Genomic DNA, 14285 nt, shown 5'->3' with positions numbered 1-14285 from the left:
TCAAACGACGGGTGTGGCGATGTTGATATGTTGCAGGCTTGTAGGGCGGCTGCCCTACCTTTGCGCCACCGCCACCGGATGAAACTCCCACTTCTTCCACGCCGCCAGCACTGCATTCGGATACTGCGGCTTGCCGCGGCTGCCGTTGTAGCGCCCCAGCGCCAGGTAGAGGTCGCCCCGTTCCATGTCGATATACATGCGCAGGATCGCGCAGCCGTAGCGCAGGTTGGTCTGCATGTGGAAGAGTTTACGGCGGTCGTTGTCGCCGATGACCTTGGTCCAGAAGGGCATCACCTGCATGTAGCCGCGCGCGCCGGCGATCGAGACGGCGTATTTGCGGTAGGCCGACTCGACCTGGATCAGGCCCAGCACCAGGCCCGGATCGAGCCCGGCGCGGGTCGCCTCGTACCAGGCCGACTCCAGGAACTCGGTGCGCGACTGGTCGTCCGGCAGGCGCTTTTTCAGGCGCGCCGACATCTCGGTGAACCACTGCTGGTAGCGCACGCGCGCCGCCTCGTCGCGGAAGGCCGGCTTGGGAGGACGGTGGTCGGCAATCGCGTTCGACAGCGCCAGGCGCACGGAATCGGCCAGCGCTTCTTCCTTCTGGTTGCCGGCGTGCGCGCTCCCGCCCGCAGCGAGGAGCGCTGCGAACACGAGGCAGCCCAGCCGGGACCTGCCCCGGCCGTATAAGCCCGCCGGCATCACTGGCCCAGCTTGCCTTTGATGAAGCCGACGATGTCGCCCACCGGCACGGCAGTCGCTTCGCTCTCGCGGCGGCCCTGGTATTCGAGATTGCCTTCCTTCAGGCCACGCTCGCCGATGACAACGCGGTGCGGCACGCCGATCAGTTCCCAGTCGGCGAACATCGCGCCCGGACGCAGGCCGCGGTCGTCGACGATCACGTCTACGCCCGCCGCTTCGAGCTCGGCGTAGAGCTTTTCAACCTGCTCCTTGACCACCTCGCTGCGGTCCATGCCCATCGGGCACAGCACGATCTGGAAAGGCGCCAGCGCGTCCGGCCAGACGATGCCCTTGTCGTCGAAATTCTGTTCGATCGCCGCGCCCAGGATGCGGGTCACGCCGATACCGTAGCAGCCCATCTGCAGCGGCGCCGGCTTGCCGTTTTCGTCGAGGAAGGTGGCGCCCATGGCTTTCGAATAGGCGGTACCGAGCTGGAACACGTGGCCCACTTCGATGCCGCGTTCGATCGCCAGTACACCCTTGCCGTCCGGGGAAGCGTCGCCCTCGACCACGTTGCGCAGGTCGGCAACGATGGGTTCCGGCAGGTCGCGGCCCCAGTTCACACCGGTCAAGTGATAGTCAGCTTCGTTCGCGCCGCAGACGAAATCGGCCATGTTGGCGACCGTGCGGTCGGCAACGATGGTGACTGGCTGCTTCGGCGACACAGGGCCGAGGTAGCCCGGCACGGTGCCGTAGACTTCCTGGATTTCCGCTTCCGTCGAGAAGCGGTGGTTGGCCAGGCCTTCGACCTTGCCGACCTTGACTTCGTTGAGTTCATGGTCGCCGCGCAGCAGCAGCATGAAGTACTGCTTCGTGATTTTGCCCTCGTCTTCCTTCTCGACCGTCAGCGCAATGGTCTTCACCGTCTGCGACAGTGGCAGGCCCAGCAATTCGGCCACGCTTTCGCACTTGGTTTTACCAGGCGTCGGCACTTTTTTCAGTTCCTGGGTCGGCGCGCTGCGCTCGCCGATGGCCAGCGCCTCGGCCGCTTCCATGTTGGCGGCAAAGTCCGAATCCGGGCAGTAGACCAGCGCATCTTCGCCGGTGGAGGCGATGACGTGGAATTCGTGCGAGCCGGTGCCGCCGATGGCGCCGTTATCGGCTGCCACCGCGCGGAATTTCAGGCCGAAGCGGTTGAAGATGCGCACGTAGGCATCGAACATGATCTGGTACGACTTCTGCATGCCTTCCACATCTCTGTCGAACGAATACGCATCTTTCATCGTGAATTCGCGGCCGCGCATCAGGCCGAAGCGTGGACGGCGCTCGTCGCGGAACTTGGTCTGGATGTGATAAAAATTCAGCGGCAACTGGCGGTAGGACTTGATTTCGCCCCGCACGACGTCGGTGACCACTTCCTCGGACGTCGGCTGGATGGCGAATTCGCGGCCATGGCGGTCCTTGACGCGCATCAGTTCCGCACCCATCTTGTCCCAGCGGCCGGTTTCCTGCCACAGTTCGGCCGGCTGCACGACCGGCATCAGGAGTTCGAGGGCGCCCGACTTGTTCATTTCTTCGCGGATGATGGCCTCGACTTTACGGATCACGCGCAGGCCGACCGGCATGTAGGTGTAAATACCGGAGCCCAGGCGCTTGATCATCCCGGCACGCATCATGAGCTGGTGGCTGACGATCTCGGCGTCGGACGGCGCTTCTTTAAGCGTAGAAATAAAAAATCGTGAGGCGCGCATATCGATGAATTCTTTTTAAAAAGAGAGAGTTATAATCGACCTAATTTTAAAGGATTAGCTGGCTGATGCGTCCAATCTTTGTACAAATGGGTCTTGAACACGCAGCGTCCGCCGTTTTCGTTGTGCACGAGGGAAGCTGACGTGTGGATTTGTAGGTAAAAATGTAAGGACCCAGAAGCCGGCAGAAAGTTTCGAGGTGCTTTATGCTCGATCGGGAAGGGTTTCGCCCCAACGTCGGCATCATCCTGCTTAACGCCAATAACGAGGTGTGGTGGGGCAAACGGGTGCGCGAGCACTCGTGGCAGTTTCCGCAAGGGGGTATCAAATACGGCGAGACGCCGGAACAGGCGATGTACCGCGAGCTCGAGGAAGAAATCGGTTTGCGCCAGGAGCATGTCAAGATCGTGGGACGTACCCGCGACTGGCTGCGCTATGAGGTGCCCGACCATTTCATCAAGCGCGAAATCCGCGGCCATTACCGCGGCCAGAAGCAGATCTGGTTCTTGTTGCGCATGGTTGCGCGCGACAACGACGTGAACCTGCGCCTGACCGACCATCCGGAGTTCGACGCCTGGCGCTGGCACGATTACTGGGTGCCGCTGGACGTGGTCATCGAGTTCAAGCGGGATGTGTACCAGCGGGCATTGCAGGAGCTGTCGCGTTTTCTCACCATGCCGCCCAACGGCGGCCATGGCGAGCGCCGCCACAGCGCGCGTTACCTGCGCCAGCCGCGTACTACCAGCGCAGCTGCGTCGGGCGTTGCCAAGCCTGCCGTCCAGGCAAGCCTGGCAGGCGCCGAGCCGCAGTTGATGCTGGCGCCGGACAAGTAAAGCGTCGCCGCGAGGCGTCGAAGGCAGGTACGGTGCGCGAGCGCTGTGCCTGCCTTTTTCTTTTCCGCAGCGAATGACTTTTGTTGCAAAAAGGAAAAGATTCTCTAAAATAAGAGGGATGCGCCCTCCCTCTCTCTTGCTCGCCGCCCTCCTGCTGGGCATGGCCCTGTCCTCGGCTGCCGCCGGCAACCCCAGTTGCCGCTACGACCGCGTCGCCCGCCTGCCGCTTGCCTATACCGGGCCCAGCCTGCAGATCACGACCGGCGGCAGCATCAACGGCAAGCCCGCCACCTTGCTGGTCGACACCGGCGCCGACGAGATGCTCCTGACCGACAACGGCGCGGCACGCTTCGGCCTGCAACTGCGCAACACGAATACCGAGGCGCACGGCGTCGGCGGCAAGTCCTGGATCTACCGGGCCAGGGTCGAGCAGTTTGCGCTGGGGCCGGCCAGCACCGGCAAGAGCTATATGAAGGTGCTCGACAACTTCGGCCGCACGCCCTCCTTCGACGGTATCGCCGGCGCGCCCTTCCTGCTGCAGGCCGACCTCGAAATATCGCTCGCGGCCAAGGAACTGAATTTTTTCCGTCCGACCGGATGCGACGACAAATTCCTCGGCTACTGGGATCCGGCTGCCATCGTGATTCCTTTTACGCCAGGCAAGACCGCCCGCAGCAATCCGCACTTCGCGGTGCGCATCAACGGCGTCGACGTCGACGCCATGATCGACAGCGGCGCGGACAACACCTCGATCAGCCTGCAAACGGCGAAACGCCTCGGCATCAACCTCGAAGGCGCGCGCCGCCTTGGCGATGTGTCCGGCGTGGGCAGCCAGCGCGTGGCGCACTGGGACGCTACCCTCGGCAAAATCGAGATCGGCGCCGAATCGGTGGAACACGCCCAGGTAAGCGTGGTCGACCATAACCTGCCGGTCGAGCTCATCCTGGGCGCGGACTTCCTGCGCGCCCACCGCGTCCTGTTCGCGATGAGCCAGAACAAGATCTACCTCTCGTATATCGGCGGCGATCCCTTCGGCCAGCGCCGCAAGCTCGAAGCCTGGATGCTGGCCGAGGCCGAAGCGGGCAATGCCGACGCCCAGTTCGCGCTGGCCAATGCCTATCTGGCTGGCAGGCGCGTGCCGCGCAGCGAAGCCCAGGCCCGGGTCTGGCTCGAAAAGGCCGCCGCCAATGGCAGCCCGCACGCGAACATCCGCAGCGGCCGCATTGCGATGCAGCGCGGCGACATGGCCGAGGCGGTACAGCGCCTGCGCGCCGGCCTGGACAAGCTGCCCGGCAACCGCGAGGCCGCCCTGTGGCTGCACCTCGCGCGCCTGCACAGCGGGCAGGCCGAGCTGGCCAGGACCGAACTGGCGGCGGCCTTTGCGCAGGACGACGGCGCTTGGCCGCATCCGGTCGCGCAGCTTTATCTCGGGCAAGCCAGCGCCGAGGACGTGCTGAAACATGCCGCACGCGAGCAACGCGGGCCCCGGCCCGCCACCTGCTTTGCCATCGCTGCCATCGCCGACTGGCATGCGGCGCGCGGCGAGCAGGCGCAGATGCAGGCAATGCGGGCACAGGGCCGGGCCCAGTGTGCCCCTGGCCGCCCGGAGGACAGCGGGGATGGTCCGGGCTGAAGACGGCGGGCAGGCTCGCCGCGCGCGCGTTACAATGACGCCCTCCTCTTTCGTCCCTTTCCCCTGCCATGTTCACACCGTCCTCGCACGACGTGCGCCGTTTTTTCTGCGAAGCCTGGCGCAAGCAGCGCGCCGGCGAAGTCCTCACGCCGATGGACGCCATCGCCGCCGACTGGATCGTCCAGCACCCCGAATACCATGAGGCCCTGATGGACGCCGACGAAGCCGTCGCGCGCGACTATTCGGTCGAAGGCGGCCAGCCGAATCCTTTTTTACACCTGTCGATGCATCTGTCGATCGCCGAACAGGTCTCGATCGACCAGCCGCGCGGCATCAAGGCGGCGCACGATCTGCTGGTGTCGCGTATCGGCAAGCACGATGCCGACCATGAAATCATGGAGTGCCTGGGCGAGATGATCTGGAAGTCGCAGCGCACCAGCACCCAACCGGACACCGAGGCATATATCGAATGCGTGCGGCGGCGCGCGACGCGTTAAATAAATGATACAAAAAAAGCGGCCTAGCAGGCTGTGTAAATAGTCTGCGTCGAAGGTAAACCAACAAAGCCTCCCGAGGTCAAACTCGGGAGGCTTTGTTCATTCCGGGGGGGGGCAGATGGCACATCGAAGAGGCGAAAGCAGGACACAGGCGGCGTTGTTTCCCGTCATGCTCGATGATCTGGTAGGGCCCGATGCGCTGGTACGGGTTATCGACGCCTGGGTCGGGCGCCTGAATCTGACGGCGCTGGGCTTTTCGAAGACCCAGGCACAGCGCATGGGCCGTCCACCCTATGATCCGGCTGATCTGCTCAAGCTGTACGTATGCGGTTACCTCAATGGTGTGCGCTCGTCCCGTGCTCTGGAACGAGAGTGCCATCGCAACGTCGAAGTGATGTGGCTTCTTGGCCGACTGGCCCCGGATCACAAGACTATCGCAGAATTCCGGCGCGAGAACAGTGCCGGCCTGGTCGCCGTGTCGGCCTCTTTCGTCCAGTTCGCACGCCAGGCACGACTCATCCAGGGAGAGTTGGTTGCGATCGATGGCAGCAAGATTCGTGCAGTAGCATCGAAGAAAGCCCTGGCCCGCAAGGTCGATTTGCAACGCACGCAGCAGGCCATTGCCGAGGAGATCGCCGGCTACCTGTCGCGGCTGGACAATACAGACCAGGACGAGCTCGGTGAGACAACGGACCGCAAGGCTGTGCAGGCTGCCTTGACGCGACTGCAGCAGCGACAAACGGAAATCCACGGCGAGATCGACCGGATGGACGGCAGCGAGTCGACGCTGTCGGTGCAGGGTGAACCGCAGGCACGGGCCATGAAATCGTTGCACGGGGCTCCCGGCTACAACCTTCAAACGGCGGTTGACGCCCACAGCCATCTGATCGTGCATCACGAAGTGTGCAACGACACATCCGACATCAAGCAACTCGCTCCGATGGCGCAGGCAACAACACAGGTGCTGGACGCTGTTCCCGCAGTGGTGGCCGATGCCGGCTACGCTAACGCAGACCACTTGCAATTGCTGGACCAGGCTGGCCAAAAGGCATTCGTCGCTACGCTCGAGAGCGGCAATCCCCGGGGCAAAGGACAATACTACCGCCTCGAGACCTTCAGTTACGACCGCGAGCGCGACTGCTATGTATGCCCAGCCAACGAACTCTTGCAGCGCAGACAGGTCTTGCGCAAGGAGAAAACCGTGGTGTACGCAGCCCCGGCCGAACGCTGCAGGGTCTGTATCCTCAAGCCGCAGTGCACTGGCGCCAAGCAGCGCTTTGTATCGCGGTTACTCAATGCTGATGCCGTCGAGGCCAATGCACGCCGTGTCGCACAGCAACCGGAAATGATGAAGCTGCGCCGCCGAACCGTCGAACACCCATTTGGCACCATCAAACACGAAATCCTGCGCAACGCGCGCCTGTTGATGCGAGGTCTGAGCGGCGCTAAAGGCGAACTGAGCCTGGCGGTGCTTGCATATAACCTGAAACGCGTGACCAACTGGAAGGGCGCTGGTTGGACCCTGGCTGCCATCAGGGCCTGAGGGCTTTTACGTCTCCCCAAAAAAACAATGCCCCGCAAGATGCGGGGCATTGTTTTTCACTGCTTGCACTCTGCAGACTATCTACACAGCCTGCTAGGCCGCTTTTTTGTATCAAGAACTTCTGACGGTGCTTATTTGCGCACCACCAGCTGCGACGGCAGGCTCGACAGGTACGCGCCGATGTCGGCCATGTCCTGGTTCGACAGCGGTTTCGCAAAACCGGCCATGATCGGATTGCTGCGGCCATTGGCCTTGTCGCCGCCGCGTTTATAGGCCGCCAGCGCGTGCGTCAGGTAGTCGGCGTGCTGGCCGGCGAGCTTCGGATAGCTCGGGTCGATCGGCTTGTTATAGTCGGCGCCATGGCAGGAGGCGCAGTTGTATTTCTTGGTCAGCTCTTCGCCGCGCTTGATGTCGGCGGCGCTGGAAGCGAAGGAAACGGCGCCGAGGGCCAGCGCAATGATCAGTTTTTTCATGGCGGCTTACTTCCGGCTCTGGGCGTTCTGCTGCGAATAATAGGCGGCGACGTCGGCGATGTCCTGGTCCGACAGGCTGGTGGCGATGCCGCGCATCGACGGATGCTTGCGGTCGCCCTTCTTGTAGGCGTGCAGTGCCGATTCGATGTACTTGGCCGACTGGCCGCCGATCATCGGGACCTGGTAGACCTCGGGGAAGCTGGCTTTATAGCCGGGAATGCCGTGGCAACCGATGCACATTTCGATCTTGCTTTGCGCTGCCTTCGGATTGCCGACGACGTCGGCTGCCAACGCAGGTGACGTAACAACCGCGGCACAGCCTGCCAGCACAAGTACTGCCAAAAGTTTTTTCATGGTGGGAATCGTAAAATTTTTAATCGAATGCCGCTACCGTACAAAAGCCTGAAACTAAGAACCTATCCCAGCAGGGATGAGTCGTTGCTGGCGCGCCTGACAAGCGGGCGCGGCGTTGCTCGTCGTTGCGTGGCTCGCCACGCGGCCTCCTCGCGCCTTGCTCCCGCTTGCCATGCATCGCCATCAACTTCCCCCTCCCTACTGGTATAGGTTCAATTAACTTGTTGATTCTAGCCCAACAAAAGATTGCAGTCTACCAAGGTCGTGCGCCTCCTCAGCCTGGCGGTAAATTCTGGCATATACTCGTTATTTCCCTCTTCACCATTGACGCATATGCAAGCCCATCCCCGTTTCGAAGGCACCGAAAGCTATGTCGCCACCGACGACCTGAAGCTGGCCGTGAATGCCGCCCTCACGCTGCAGCGTCCGCTCCTGATCAAGGGCGAGCCCGGCACCGGCAAGACCATGCTGGCCGAGGAAGTGGCCGCCGCACTGAACATGCCGCTGATGCAGTGGCACGTCAAATCCACCACCAAGGCCCAGCAAGGCCTGTACGAATACGACGCCGTCTCGCGCCTGCGCGATTCGCAGCTGGGCGACGAGCGCGTGCGCGACATCCACAACTACATCGTCAAGGGCGTCCTGTGGCAGGCGTTTACGGCGCCGGAACCGGTGGTGCTTCTGATCGACGAGATCGACAAGGCCGACATCGAATTCCCGAACGATTTATTGCGCGAACTCGACCGCATGGAGTTCTACGTCTACGAGACGCGCGAAATGGTCGTCGCCAAACACCGCCCGCTGGTGATCATCACCTCGAACAATGAAAAAGAGCTGCCGGACGCTTTCCTGCGCCGCTGCTTCTTCCACTACATCAAATTCCCGGACCGCGGGACGATGGCCGACATTGTCCAGGTGCACTACCCGCGCCTCAAGCAAGAGCTGCTCGCCGCCGCGCTCGAGAGTTTCTATTCGGTGCGCGACATCCCCGGCATCAAGAAGAAACCGTCGACCTCCGAATTCCTCGACTGGCTGAAACTCCTGATGGCGGAAGACATTCCGGCCGAGGCCCTGCACAGCAAGGACAACAAGGCCGTGGTGCCGCCGCTACACGGCGCCCTGCTCAAGAATGAACAGGACGTGCACCTGTTCGAGCGCCTGCTGTCGATGTCGAGGATGAACCGATGATCCAGGTCGAGCCGATCGCGCTCGAATTCAACGGCGTGCGCCTGGAGCCCTTGAGCCTCGCCCACGTCGAGGGCTTGCGCGCGGCCGCGCTCGACGGCGCGCTGTGGAACCTGCGCGTGACCTCGGTGCCCGAACCGCACCGTACCCAGGCCTATGTGCACACGGCGCTGGAAACGCCGGACCGTGTGCCCTTCGCCGTGGTCGACGTATCGACCGGCGACGTGCTGGGCACGACCAGCTACCACGATATTTTGCCGGCCGTCGACCGGGTCGAGATCGGCTACACCTGGTACGCCAAACGCGTCCAGCGCAGCCACGTGAACACCAGCTGTAAACTGCTCCTGCTGTCGCACGCTTTCGATACGCTCGGCTGCGCCGTCGTCGGTTTTCGCACCGATAACTTCAACTACGCGTCACAGGCGGCGATCGAACGACTGGGCGCGAAGAAGGATGGCGTGATCCGCCACCATGGCGCGCGCCGCGACGGCACCGTGCGCGATACCGTCATGTACAGCATCGTGCGCGGCGAATGGCATGAAATCAAAACGCATTTGCACTATCAACTGACGCGCCACGCACTCTAAGACACATGCTGATCGATTTTTTCTTCGCCCTGCGTAACGCCAAGGTCCCGGTCTCGATCAAGGAATTCCTGACCCTGCTCGAAGCCCTGGACAAGAGCGTCATCGCCCCCTCGCTCGACGAGTTTTACTATCTTGCGCGCCTGGTGATGGTGAAGGACGAGGCCCATTTCGACAAGTTCGACCGCGCCTTCGGCAGCTATTTCAAGGGCATCGAGGCCGTGTTCGACACGGCCAAGGGCGAGATCCCCTTGGAGTGGCTGATCAAGCGCATGGAGCGCGAACTCACGCCCGAGCAAAAAGCGGCGCTGGAAAAATTCGGCTACGACAAGCTGATGGACCGCCTCAACGAGCTCCTGAAAGAACAAAAGGAGCGCCACGAAGGCGGCAGCAAATGGATCGGCACCGGCGGCACCTCTCCCTTCGGGCACGGCGGCACCAACCCGGAGGGAGTGCGCATCGGCGGCGCCGGGCGCAACCGCACCGCCGTGAAAGTCTGGGACCAGCGTTCGTACAAGGATTACGACGACGAGCGCGAACTGGGCACGCGCAACATCAAGGTGGCGCTACGCCGCCTGCGCCGCTTCGCCCGCACCGGCGCGCTCGATGAATTCGCGCTCGACGAGACCGTCCGCGCTACGGCGAATAACGCCGGCTACCTCGACATCCGCATGCAGGCCGAGCGCAAGAACCGAATCAAGGTGGTGATGCTGCTCGATGTGGGCGGCACCATGGACGACCACATCGAACGCACCGAAGAGTTGTTCTCGGCGGCCAAGAGCGAATTCAAGAACATGGAGTTCTACTACTTCCACAACTGCATCTACGACTACCTGTGGAAGAACAACCGCCGCCGGCACGCCGAGCGCTTCGACACCTGGGACGTACTGCGCAAATACCCGCAAGACACCCGCATCATTTTCGTCGGCGACGCCACCATGAGCCCCTACGAGGTGCTCGCGCCGGGTGGCTCGGTCGAGTACAACAACGAGGAAGCCGGCGCCGAATGGCTGGCGCGCTTCTGCAAGGCCTTTCCCAAATTCGCCTGGCTCAATCCCGAGCCGGAGCATTTGTGGCAGTACCGGCAGTCGGTTTCGGTGATCAAGCAGATCATGAATCACCGGATGTTTCCGGTGACGCTGGAGGGGCTCGAACGGGCGATGAGGTTGTTGAGTAAGTAGCGGCTCGGCGTGTCAACCACGCCCGCTACGCAAGGCATTCCTCACGAAATACAAACCCACCACATCCAGCGCCATGTGCACCATCATCGCCGCCACCAGCCCGACGTACTGATAGATAAAGCCGAGCGCCACGCTCGCGCCGAACACCCCTGCCGCCTGCACCAGCGTCGCCTTGTTCAGCTTGCGGAACTGGTACACCGGCATATGCGTCACCAGGAAGATCACCGAAGTAATCCACACGCCCAGCAGCGGCTGCAGCGCCGCCCGGAACAGCAGCTCTTCGCCGACCGCCGCCGCCACGCTGATCCAGACAGGATTGAAGCCCGACAAATCGAGCCGGCTGAAGGCGCTCACCGTGTTGCGGCTCGCCTCCGAGGCCGCGTTGAAGCGGTCGCTGGCATACGAAAACCCGGCCGCCAGCGCCGACAGGCCCAGCCCGTACAGCAGCTGCTCGCCCACTGCCATCGGGCCGCGCAGCACGGACCATGGCTGCTCCTGGGCGATAAAAACGACCGCGAGTGCGATCAGCGAAAACACGAGGCAGGTCAACACCTGGGCCGTAAGACGGATTGGCGCGCGGCCCTGCTGGGGCTGCGGTGACGGCGAAATCGGTTGGGACATGGTGGCGCGTCGCGGTAATACGACGAATGAGAAATCAAAAAAGCCGTTTGGGCGGCGAAGCGGTGACCGTGCGGATCAACGGTTCGCCATTCTAGCCAGCGCAAGGCCTGCTGACAACGAACTCAGCGGCTGGTAAACAATCCAATCGTGCGCAGGCAGGGCTCTGCCCGTCTTGTAAAATCGGCAAAAGACCAGCCCGCCCGGTGCTGGCTTGCCGATCTGTTGCCGAGGAGCTTGCATGCAAGAGCTGTTGCCGATCCTGACCAGCCTCGCGTGGCCGTTCGCGATCGCCATCGCCTGGATTGCCGGCGAATTCGGGCAGCGCTGGACCGGCCTGCCGCGCATCAGTTTTTATGGCGTGGTCGGCTTCGCGTTCGCCGCGCCCCAGCTCGGCATCCTGCCCGCGCCGGGGTCGGGCAGCGATGGCGGCGCCATCCCGATGCTGGCCGACGTCGCTTTTGGCTTGATCCTGTTCGAACTCGGCTACCGCATCAATCTGCGCTGGCTGCGCACCAATCCCTGGATCGGCATCAGCGGGCTGGTGGAGTCGCTGGCTACCTTCGTTGCCGTCTACCTGATCGCGGCGGCCTTCGACACCCCACAACTCACTGCCCTGATGCTGGCCTCGCTGTCGATGGCGACCTCCCCCGCCACTGTGGTGCGCGTCATTAACGAGCAGCGCAGTTCGGGCCAGGTAACGGAACGGGTGCTGCACCTGACGGCCCAGAACTGCGTGCTGGCCGTGTTCGCGTTCAACGTCGTGGTCGGCTTCTGGATTTTCCGCACCTTCGAAGACCTGGGCGACGCCATCTGGAACAGCCTGGTCCTGCTGGCCGTGTCGCTCCTCGCCGGCGCCGTATTCGGCCTGGCCGTGCCGGCCCTGCTGCGCGCACTGAAAAACCCGCAACAGGATGCGACCGTCGCTTTTGCCCTGGCCGTGATCCTGCTGGTCGCCATTTCCTACGCGGCCGGCCTGTCGCCGGTCGTCTCGACCCTGGCCTTCGGGCTGGTCGCACGCCACCGGCGCGTCGCCTACAGCCAGGCCCAGCGCGGCTTCGGGGCGCTGGGCGAACTGCTCACCGTGCTGCTGTTCGTGTTCGCCGCCTCCACCCTCGACTGGCAGAAGGTCGCCGCCGGCAGCGCGCTCGCGGCCGTGATCGTGCTCGCGCGCCTGGTCACCAAGACCGGCGGCGTGGTGGCCTTCGCCCATTTGTCCGGCATCTCCTGGCGCAAGGGGGCGCTGGCCGGGGTGGCGCTGGCGCCCTTGTCGGTGTTCGTGATCCTGCTGCTGGAACACGCGCGCCTGCGCGGCGTGCATGTGGTCGAGGAATTGAGGTCGGTGGCGGCGGTGACGATGCTGCTGGAAGTGTTCGGGCCGATCATCATCCAGCGCGCCCTGGTATGGGCGCGCGAGGTGCCGAAGGCCCAGCCGGAGGTGAACCATGCCGCTTGAACCGTTTACCGCATCGACCCCGCTGACCTTCGGCGTCGAGCTCGAACTGCAATTGGTCAGCCTGTCCGACTATGACCTCACCGCCGCCAGCCCGGATTTGCTGCACCTGTTGGCCCGCAAACCCTTCCCCGGCAACGTGACGCCGGAGATCACCGAGAGCATGATCGAGATTAATTCGAGCGTGCACTCGTCCTACGCGCCCTTGCTGGCGGAGTTGCAGGACATCCGCGACACCCTGGTGGCGGCCGGCGACCAACTGAATATCGGCATCGCCGGCGGCGGCACGCACCCGTTCCAGCACTGGTCGGAACAGAAGATCTTTTCGAAACCGCGCTTCGAACACCTGTCCTCCCTGTACGGCTACCTGGCCAAGCAGTTCACGGTGTTCGGCCAGCACGTGCACATCGGCTGCGGCAATGGCGACAACGCGATGTATTTGCTGCATGCGCTGAACCGCTATATTCCGCACTTCATCGCCCTGTCGGCCTCGTCCCCCTTCGTCCAGGGCCACGACAGCCTGTTCGATTCGGCGCGCCTGAATTCCGTGTTCGCCTTCCCGATGAGCGGACGCGCACCCTTCATGCTCAACTGGGCCGAATTCGAGTCCAGCTATTACGCGAAGATGGAGCGCACCGGCATCGTCAAGAGCATGAAGGATTTTTACTGGGACATGCGCCCCAAGCCCGAATACGGCACGATCGAGCTGCGCGTGTGCGATACGCCGCTCACGGTAGAAAGGGCGGCGGCGCTGGCGGCCTATTTGCAGGCCCTGTGCAGCTACCTGCTCGAGCGGCACGAGGCGCCGCCGGTCGAGGACGATTATCTGGTCTATAACTACAACCGCTTCCAGGCCTGCCGCTTCGGGCTGGAAGGAACCATCACGCATCCGAAAAGTTACGAGAACGTCTCGATCCGCGAAGATATTTTAGCGACCCTCACCAAAATGACGCCCTACGCCGAGAAGCTGGGCAGCCTGGACGGCTTGAAGCACCTGGCCGCGGCTGCCAACGAGGCGAGCGACGCGGCCTTGCTGCGCCAGCAGTACGAGCGCCAGGGCAGCGTCGAGGGGATGGTGCATGCGGCGATTAACTGGTTCCGCGGCGAGCGCCGGTTCCGGCGCAGGTAGGTGTATTGCAGCGGCTCGTGCGCATAATCCGCTCGAGGAAATTGCGCTTTACCGGCCGCGGCATCCCCTCGTCCACCAGCCCCGCCCAGCGCTCGCACAACTGCTCGCAGGTAGCCCGCAGCACCGGATCGAGATCCGGCAGCCGCGCCAGCGCGCACAGGTGGCGCTCGATCACCGAGGCCAGGCGCACGCAGGGCTTGTCCTTCTCGCCGCGCGCGGTGTAGTGCGACATCAGGTGCAGCAGGGAGGCAAGCATGACGGCCTGGCGCTGGGGCATGCCGTGCGTGGACATGGTGTCTGCGAATGGATCTTTCATGACGAGCCCTTACCATTGATCGTTAATGAGAATGATTCTCATTCATTATGATCAAGG

The 14285-nt window shown here is 62.9% G+C and carries 15 protein-coding genes; 9 read left to right on the top strand and 6 right to left on the bottom strand.

Annotation, left to right across the window (positions count from 1 at the left end):
* Positions 1 to 54: 54 nt before the first annotated feature.
* The gene (locus NMB41_RS03165) at positions 55 to 702 is read right to left on the bottom strand and encodes a lytic transglycosylase domain-containing protein (protein WP_494381036.1); all 648 of its coding nucleotides are present in this window, start codon (positions 700 to 702) and stop codon (positions 55 to 57) included.
* The gene (locus NMB41_RS03160; protein WP_494381035.1) at positions 702 to 2432 is read right to left on the bottom strand and encodes a proline--tRNA ligase; all 1731 of its coding nucleotides are present in this window, start codon (positions 2430 to 2432) and stop codon (positions 702 to 704) included. Before NMB41_RS03160 ends, NMB41_RS03165 begins: the two co-directional genes overlap by 1 nt.
* A gap of 203 nt (positions 2433 to 2635) precedes the next feature.
* Here NMB41_RS03160 and NMB41_RS03155 point away from each other — a divergent pair, with 203 nt between their 5' ends.
* The 4 genes from NMB41_RS03155 to NMB41_RS03140 all read left to right on the top strand — a co-directional run bounded on the left by NMB41_RS03155 (position 2636) and on the right by NMB41_RS03140 (position 6935).
* Positions 2636 to 3262, top strand: a complete 627-nt coding sequence (locus NMB41_RS03155; RefSeq protein ID WP_494381034.1) for an RNA pyrophosphohydrolase — start codon at positions 2636 to 2638, stop codon at positions 3260 to 3262.
* 118 nt (positions 3263 to 3380) lie between these two features.
* Complete coding sequence (locus NMB41_RS03150; RefSeq protein WP_494381033.1) at positions 3381 to 4895, top strand: retroviral-like aspartic protease family protein; 1515 nt, start codon at positions 3381 to 3383, stop codon at positions 4893 to 4895.
* 68 nt (positions 4896 to 4963) lie between these two features.
* Entirely contained in the window at positions 4964 to 5392 is a 429-nt protein-coding gene (locus tag NMB41_RS03145; RefSeq protein ID WP_494381032.1) for a DUF1841 family protein, read from the top strand.
* A gap of 169 nt (positions 5393 to 5561) precedes the next feature.
* Positions 5562 to 6935, top strand: a complete 1374-nt coding sequence (locus NMB41_RS03140) for an IS1182 family transposase (RefSeq protein WP_494381031.1) — start codon at positions 5562 to 5564, stop codon at positions 6933 to 6935.
* A gap of 131 nt (positions 6936 to 7066) precedes the next feature.
* Here the strand turns inward: NMB41_RS03140 and NMB41_RS03135 are convergent, their stop codons facing one another.
* Both NMB41_RS03135 and NMB41_RS03130 read right to left on the bottom strand, forming a co-directional pair.
* Entirely contained in the window at positions 7067 to 7408 is a 342-nt protein-coding gene (locus tag NMB41_RS03135; protein ID WP_494381030.1) for a c-type cytochrome, read from the bottom strand.
* 6 nt (positions 7409 to 7414) lie between these two features.
* Positions 7415 to 7762 (bottom strand): c-type cytochrome, encoded by a 348-nt coding sequence (locus tag NMB41_RS03130; protein WP_494381029.1) that lies wholly within the window; start codon positions 7760 to 7762, stop codon positions 7415 to 7417.
* A 333-nt stretch (positions 7763 to 8095) separates the two neighbouring features.
* On the opposite strand from NMB41_RS03130, the gene NMB41_RS03125 reads away from it, so the two are divergent.
* From NMB41_RS03125 to NMB41_RS03115, 3 genes are read left to right on the top strand one after another with little or no spacing between them, the layout of a single operon-like run.
* On the top strand, positions 8096 to 8950 hold the full coding sequence (locus NMB41_RS03125) for an AAA family ATPase (RefSeq protein WP_494381028.1): 855 nt from the start codon (positions 8096 to 8098) through the stop codon (positions 8948 to 8950).
* A complete protein-coding gene (locus NMB41_RS03120) occupies positions 8947 to 9534 on the top strand; it encodes a GNAT family N-acetyltransferase (protein WP_494381027.1) in 588 nt (195 codons plus the stop codon). The genes NMB41_RS03125 and NMB41_RS03120 overlap by 4 nt, the downstream gene beginning before the upstream one ends.
* Positions 9535 to 9539: 5 nt before the next feature.
* Positions 9540 to 10712, top strand: a complete 1173-nt coding sequence (locus tag NMB41_RS03115) for a vWA domain-containing protein (RefSeq protein ID WP_494381026.1) — start codon at positions 9540 to 9542, stop codon at positions 10710 to 10712.
* Positions 10713 to 10724: 12 nt separating this feature from the next.
* Here NMB41_RS03115 and NMB41_RS03110 read toward each other — a convergent pair whose 3' ends face one another.
* The gene (locus tag NMB41_RS03110) at positions 10725 to 11333 is read right to left on the bottom strand and encodes a CPBP family intramembrane glutamic endopeptidase (RefSeq protein ID WP_494381025.1); all 609 of its coding nucleotides are present in this window, start codon (positions 11331 to 11333) and stop codon (positions 10725 to 10727) included.
* 238 nt (positions 11334 to 11571) lie between these two features.
* Here NMB41_RS03110 and NMB41_RS03105 point away from each other — a divergent pair, with 238 nt between their 5' ends.
* Together NMB41_RS03105 and NMB41_RS03100 are read left to right on the top strand one after the other, a co-directional pair.
* Positions 11572 to 12786, top strand: a complete 1215-nt coding sequence (locus tag NMB41_RS03105) for a cation:proton antiporter (protein WP_494381024.1) — start codon at positions 11572 to 11574, stop codon at positions 12784 to 12786.
* Positions 12776 to 13912 (top strand): YbdK family carboxylate-amine ligase, encoded by a 1137-nt coding sequence (locus NMB41_RS03100; RefSeq protein WP_494381023.1) that lies wholly within the window; start codon positions 12776 to 12778, stop codon positions 13910 to 13912. The genes NMB41_RS03105 and NMB41_RS03100 overlap by 11 nt, the downstream gene beginning before the upstream one ends.
* On the opposite strand, the gene NMB41_RS03095 is transcribed toward NMB41_RS03100, so the two are convergent.
* The gene (locus tag NMB41_RS03095; protein WP_494381022.1) at positions 13872 to 14228 is read right to left on the bottom strand and encodes a hypothetical protein; all 357 of its coding nucleotides are present in this window, start codon (positions 14226 to 14228) and stop codon (positions 13872 to 13874) included. The genes NMB41_RS03100 and NMB41_RS03095 overlap by 41 nt on opposite strands.
* Positions 14229 to 14285 lie beyond the last annotated feature (57 nt).

Source organism: Massilia sp. FBCC-B171, assembly GCF_059134155.1.
Note: the sequence above shows the minus strand (reverse complement) of the source record. Positions and strands in the feature narration are given on the sequence as shown.

What these genes read in the sequence shown, in the direction of transcription:
- NMB41_RS03105 (WP_494381024.1), top strand. Translation starts at nt 11,572, where the DNA reads ATGCAAGAGCTGTTGCCGATCCTGACCAGCCTCGCGTGGCCGTTCGCG.
- NMB41_RS03120 (WP_494381027.1), top strand. Translation starts at nt 8,947, where the DNA reads ATGATCCAGGTCGAGCCGATCGCGCTCGAATTCAACGGCGTGCGCCTG.
- NMB41_RS03135 (WP_494381030.1), bottom strand. Translation starts at nt 7,408, where the DNA reads ATGAAAAAACTGATCATTGCGCTGGCCCTCGGCGCCGTTTCCTTCGCT.
- NMB41_RS03095 (WP_494381022.1), bottom strand. Translation starts at nt 14,228, where the DNA reads ATGAAAGATCCATTCGCAGACACCATGTCCACGCACGGCATGCCCCAG.
- NMB41_RS03150 (WP_494381033.1), top strand. Translation starts at nt 3,381, where the DNA reads ATGCGCCCTCCCTCTCTCTTGCTCGCCGCCCTCCTGCTGGGCATGGCC.
- NMB41_RS03165 (WP_494381036.1), bottom strand. Translation starts at nt 702, where the DNA reads ATGCCGGCGGGCTTATACGGCCGGGGCAGGTCCCGGCTGGGCTGCCTC.
- NMB41_RS03115 (WP_494381026.1), top strand. Translation starts at nt 9,540, where the DNA reads ATGCTGATCGATTTTTTCTTCGCCCTGCGTAACGCCAAGGTCCCGGTC.
- NMB41_RS03155 (WP_494381034.1), top strand. Translation starts at nt 2,636, where the DNA reads ATGCTCGATCGGGAAGGGTTTCGCCCCAACGTCGGCATCATCCTGCTT.
- NMB41_RS03110 (WP_494381025.1), bottom strand. Translation starts at nt 11,333, where the DNA reads ATGTCCCAACCGATTTCGCCGTCACCGCAGCCCCAGCAGGGCCGCGCG.
- NMB41_RS03100 (WP_494381023.1), top strand. Translation starts at nt 12,776, where the DNA reads ATGCCGCTTGAACCGTTTACCGCATCGACCCCGCTGACCTTCGGCGTC.
- NMB41_RS03160 (WP_494381035.1), bottom strand. Translation starts at nt 2,432, where the DNA reads ATGCGCGCCTCACGATTTTTTATTTCTACGCTTAAAGAAGCGCCGTCC.
- NMB41_RS03125 (WP_494381028.1), top strand. Translation starts at nt 8,096, where the DNA reads ATGCAAGCCCATCCCCGTTTCGAAGGCACCGAAAGCTATGTCGCCACC.
- NMB41_RS03130 (WP_494381029.1), bottom strand. Translation starts at nt 7,762, where the DNA reads ATGAAAAAACTTTTGGCAGTACTTGTGCTGGCAGGCTGTGCCGCGGTT.
- NMB41_RS03140 (WP_494381031.1), top strand. Translation starts at nt 5,562, where the DNA reads ATGCTCGATGATCTGGTAGGGCCCGATGCGCTGGTACGGGTTATCGAC.
- NMB41_RS03145 (WP_494381032.1), top strand. Translation starts at nt 4,964, where the DNA reads ATGTTCACACCGTCCTCGCACGACGTGCGCCGTTTTTTCTGCGAAGCC.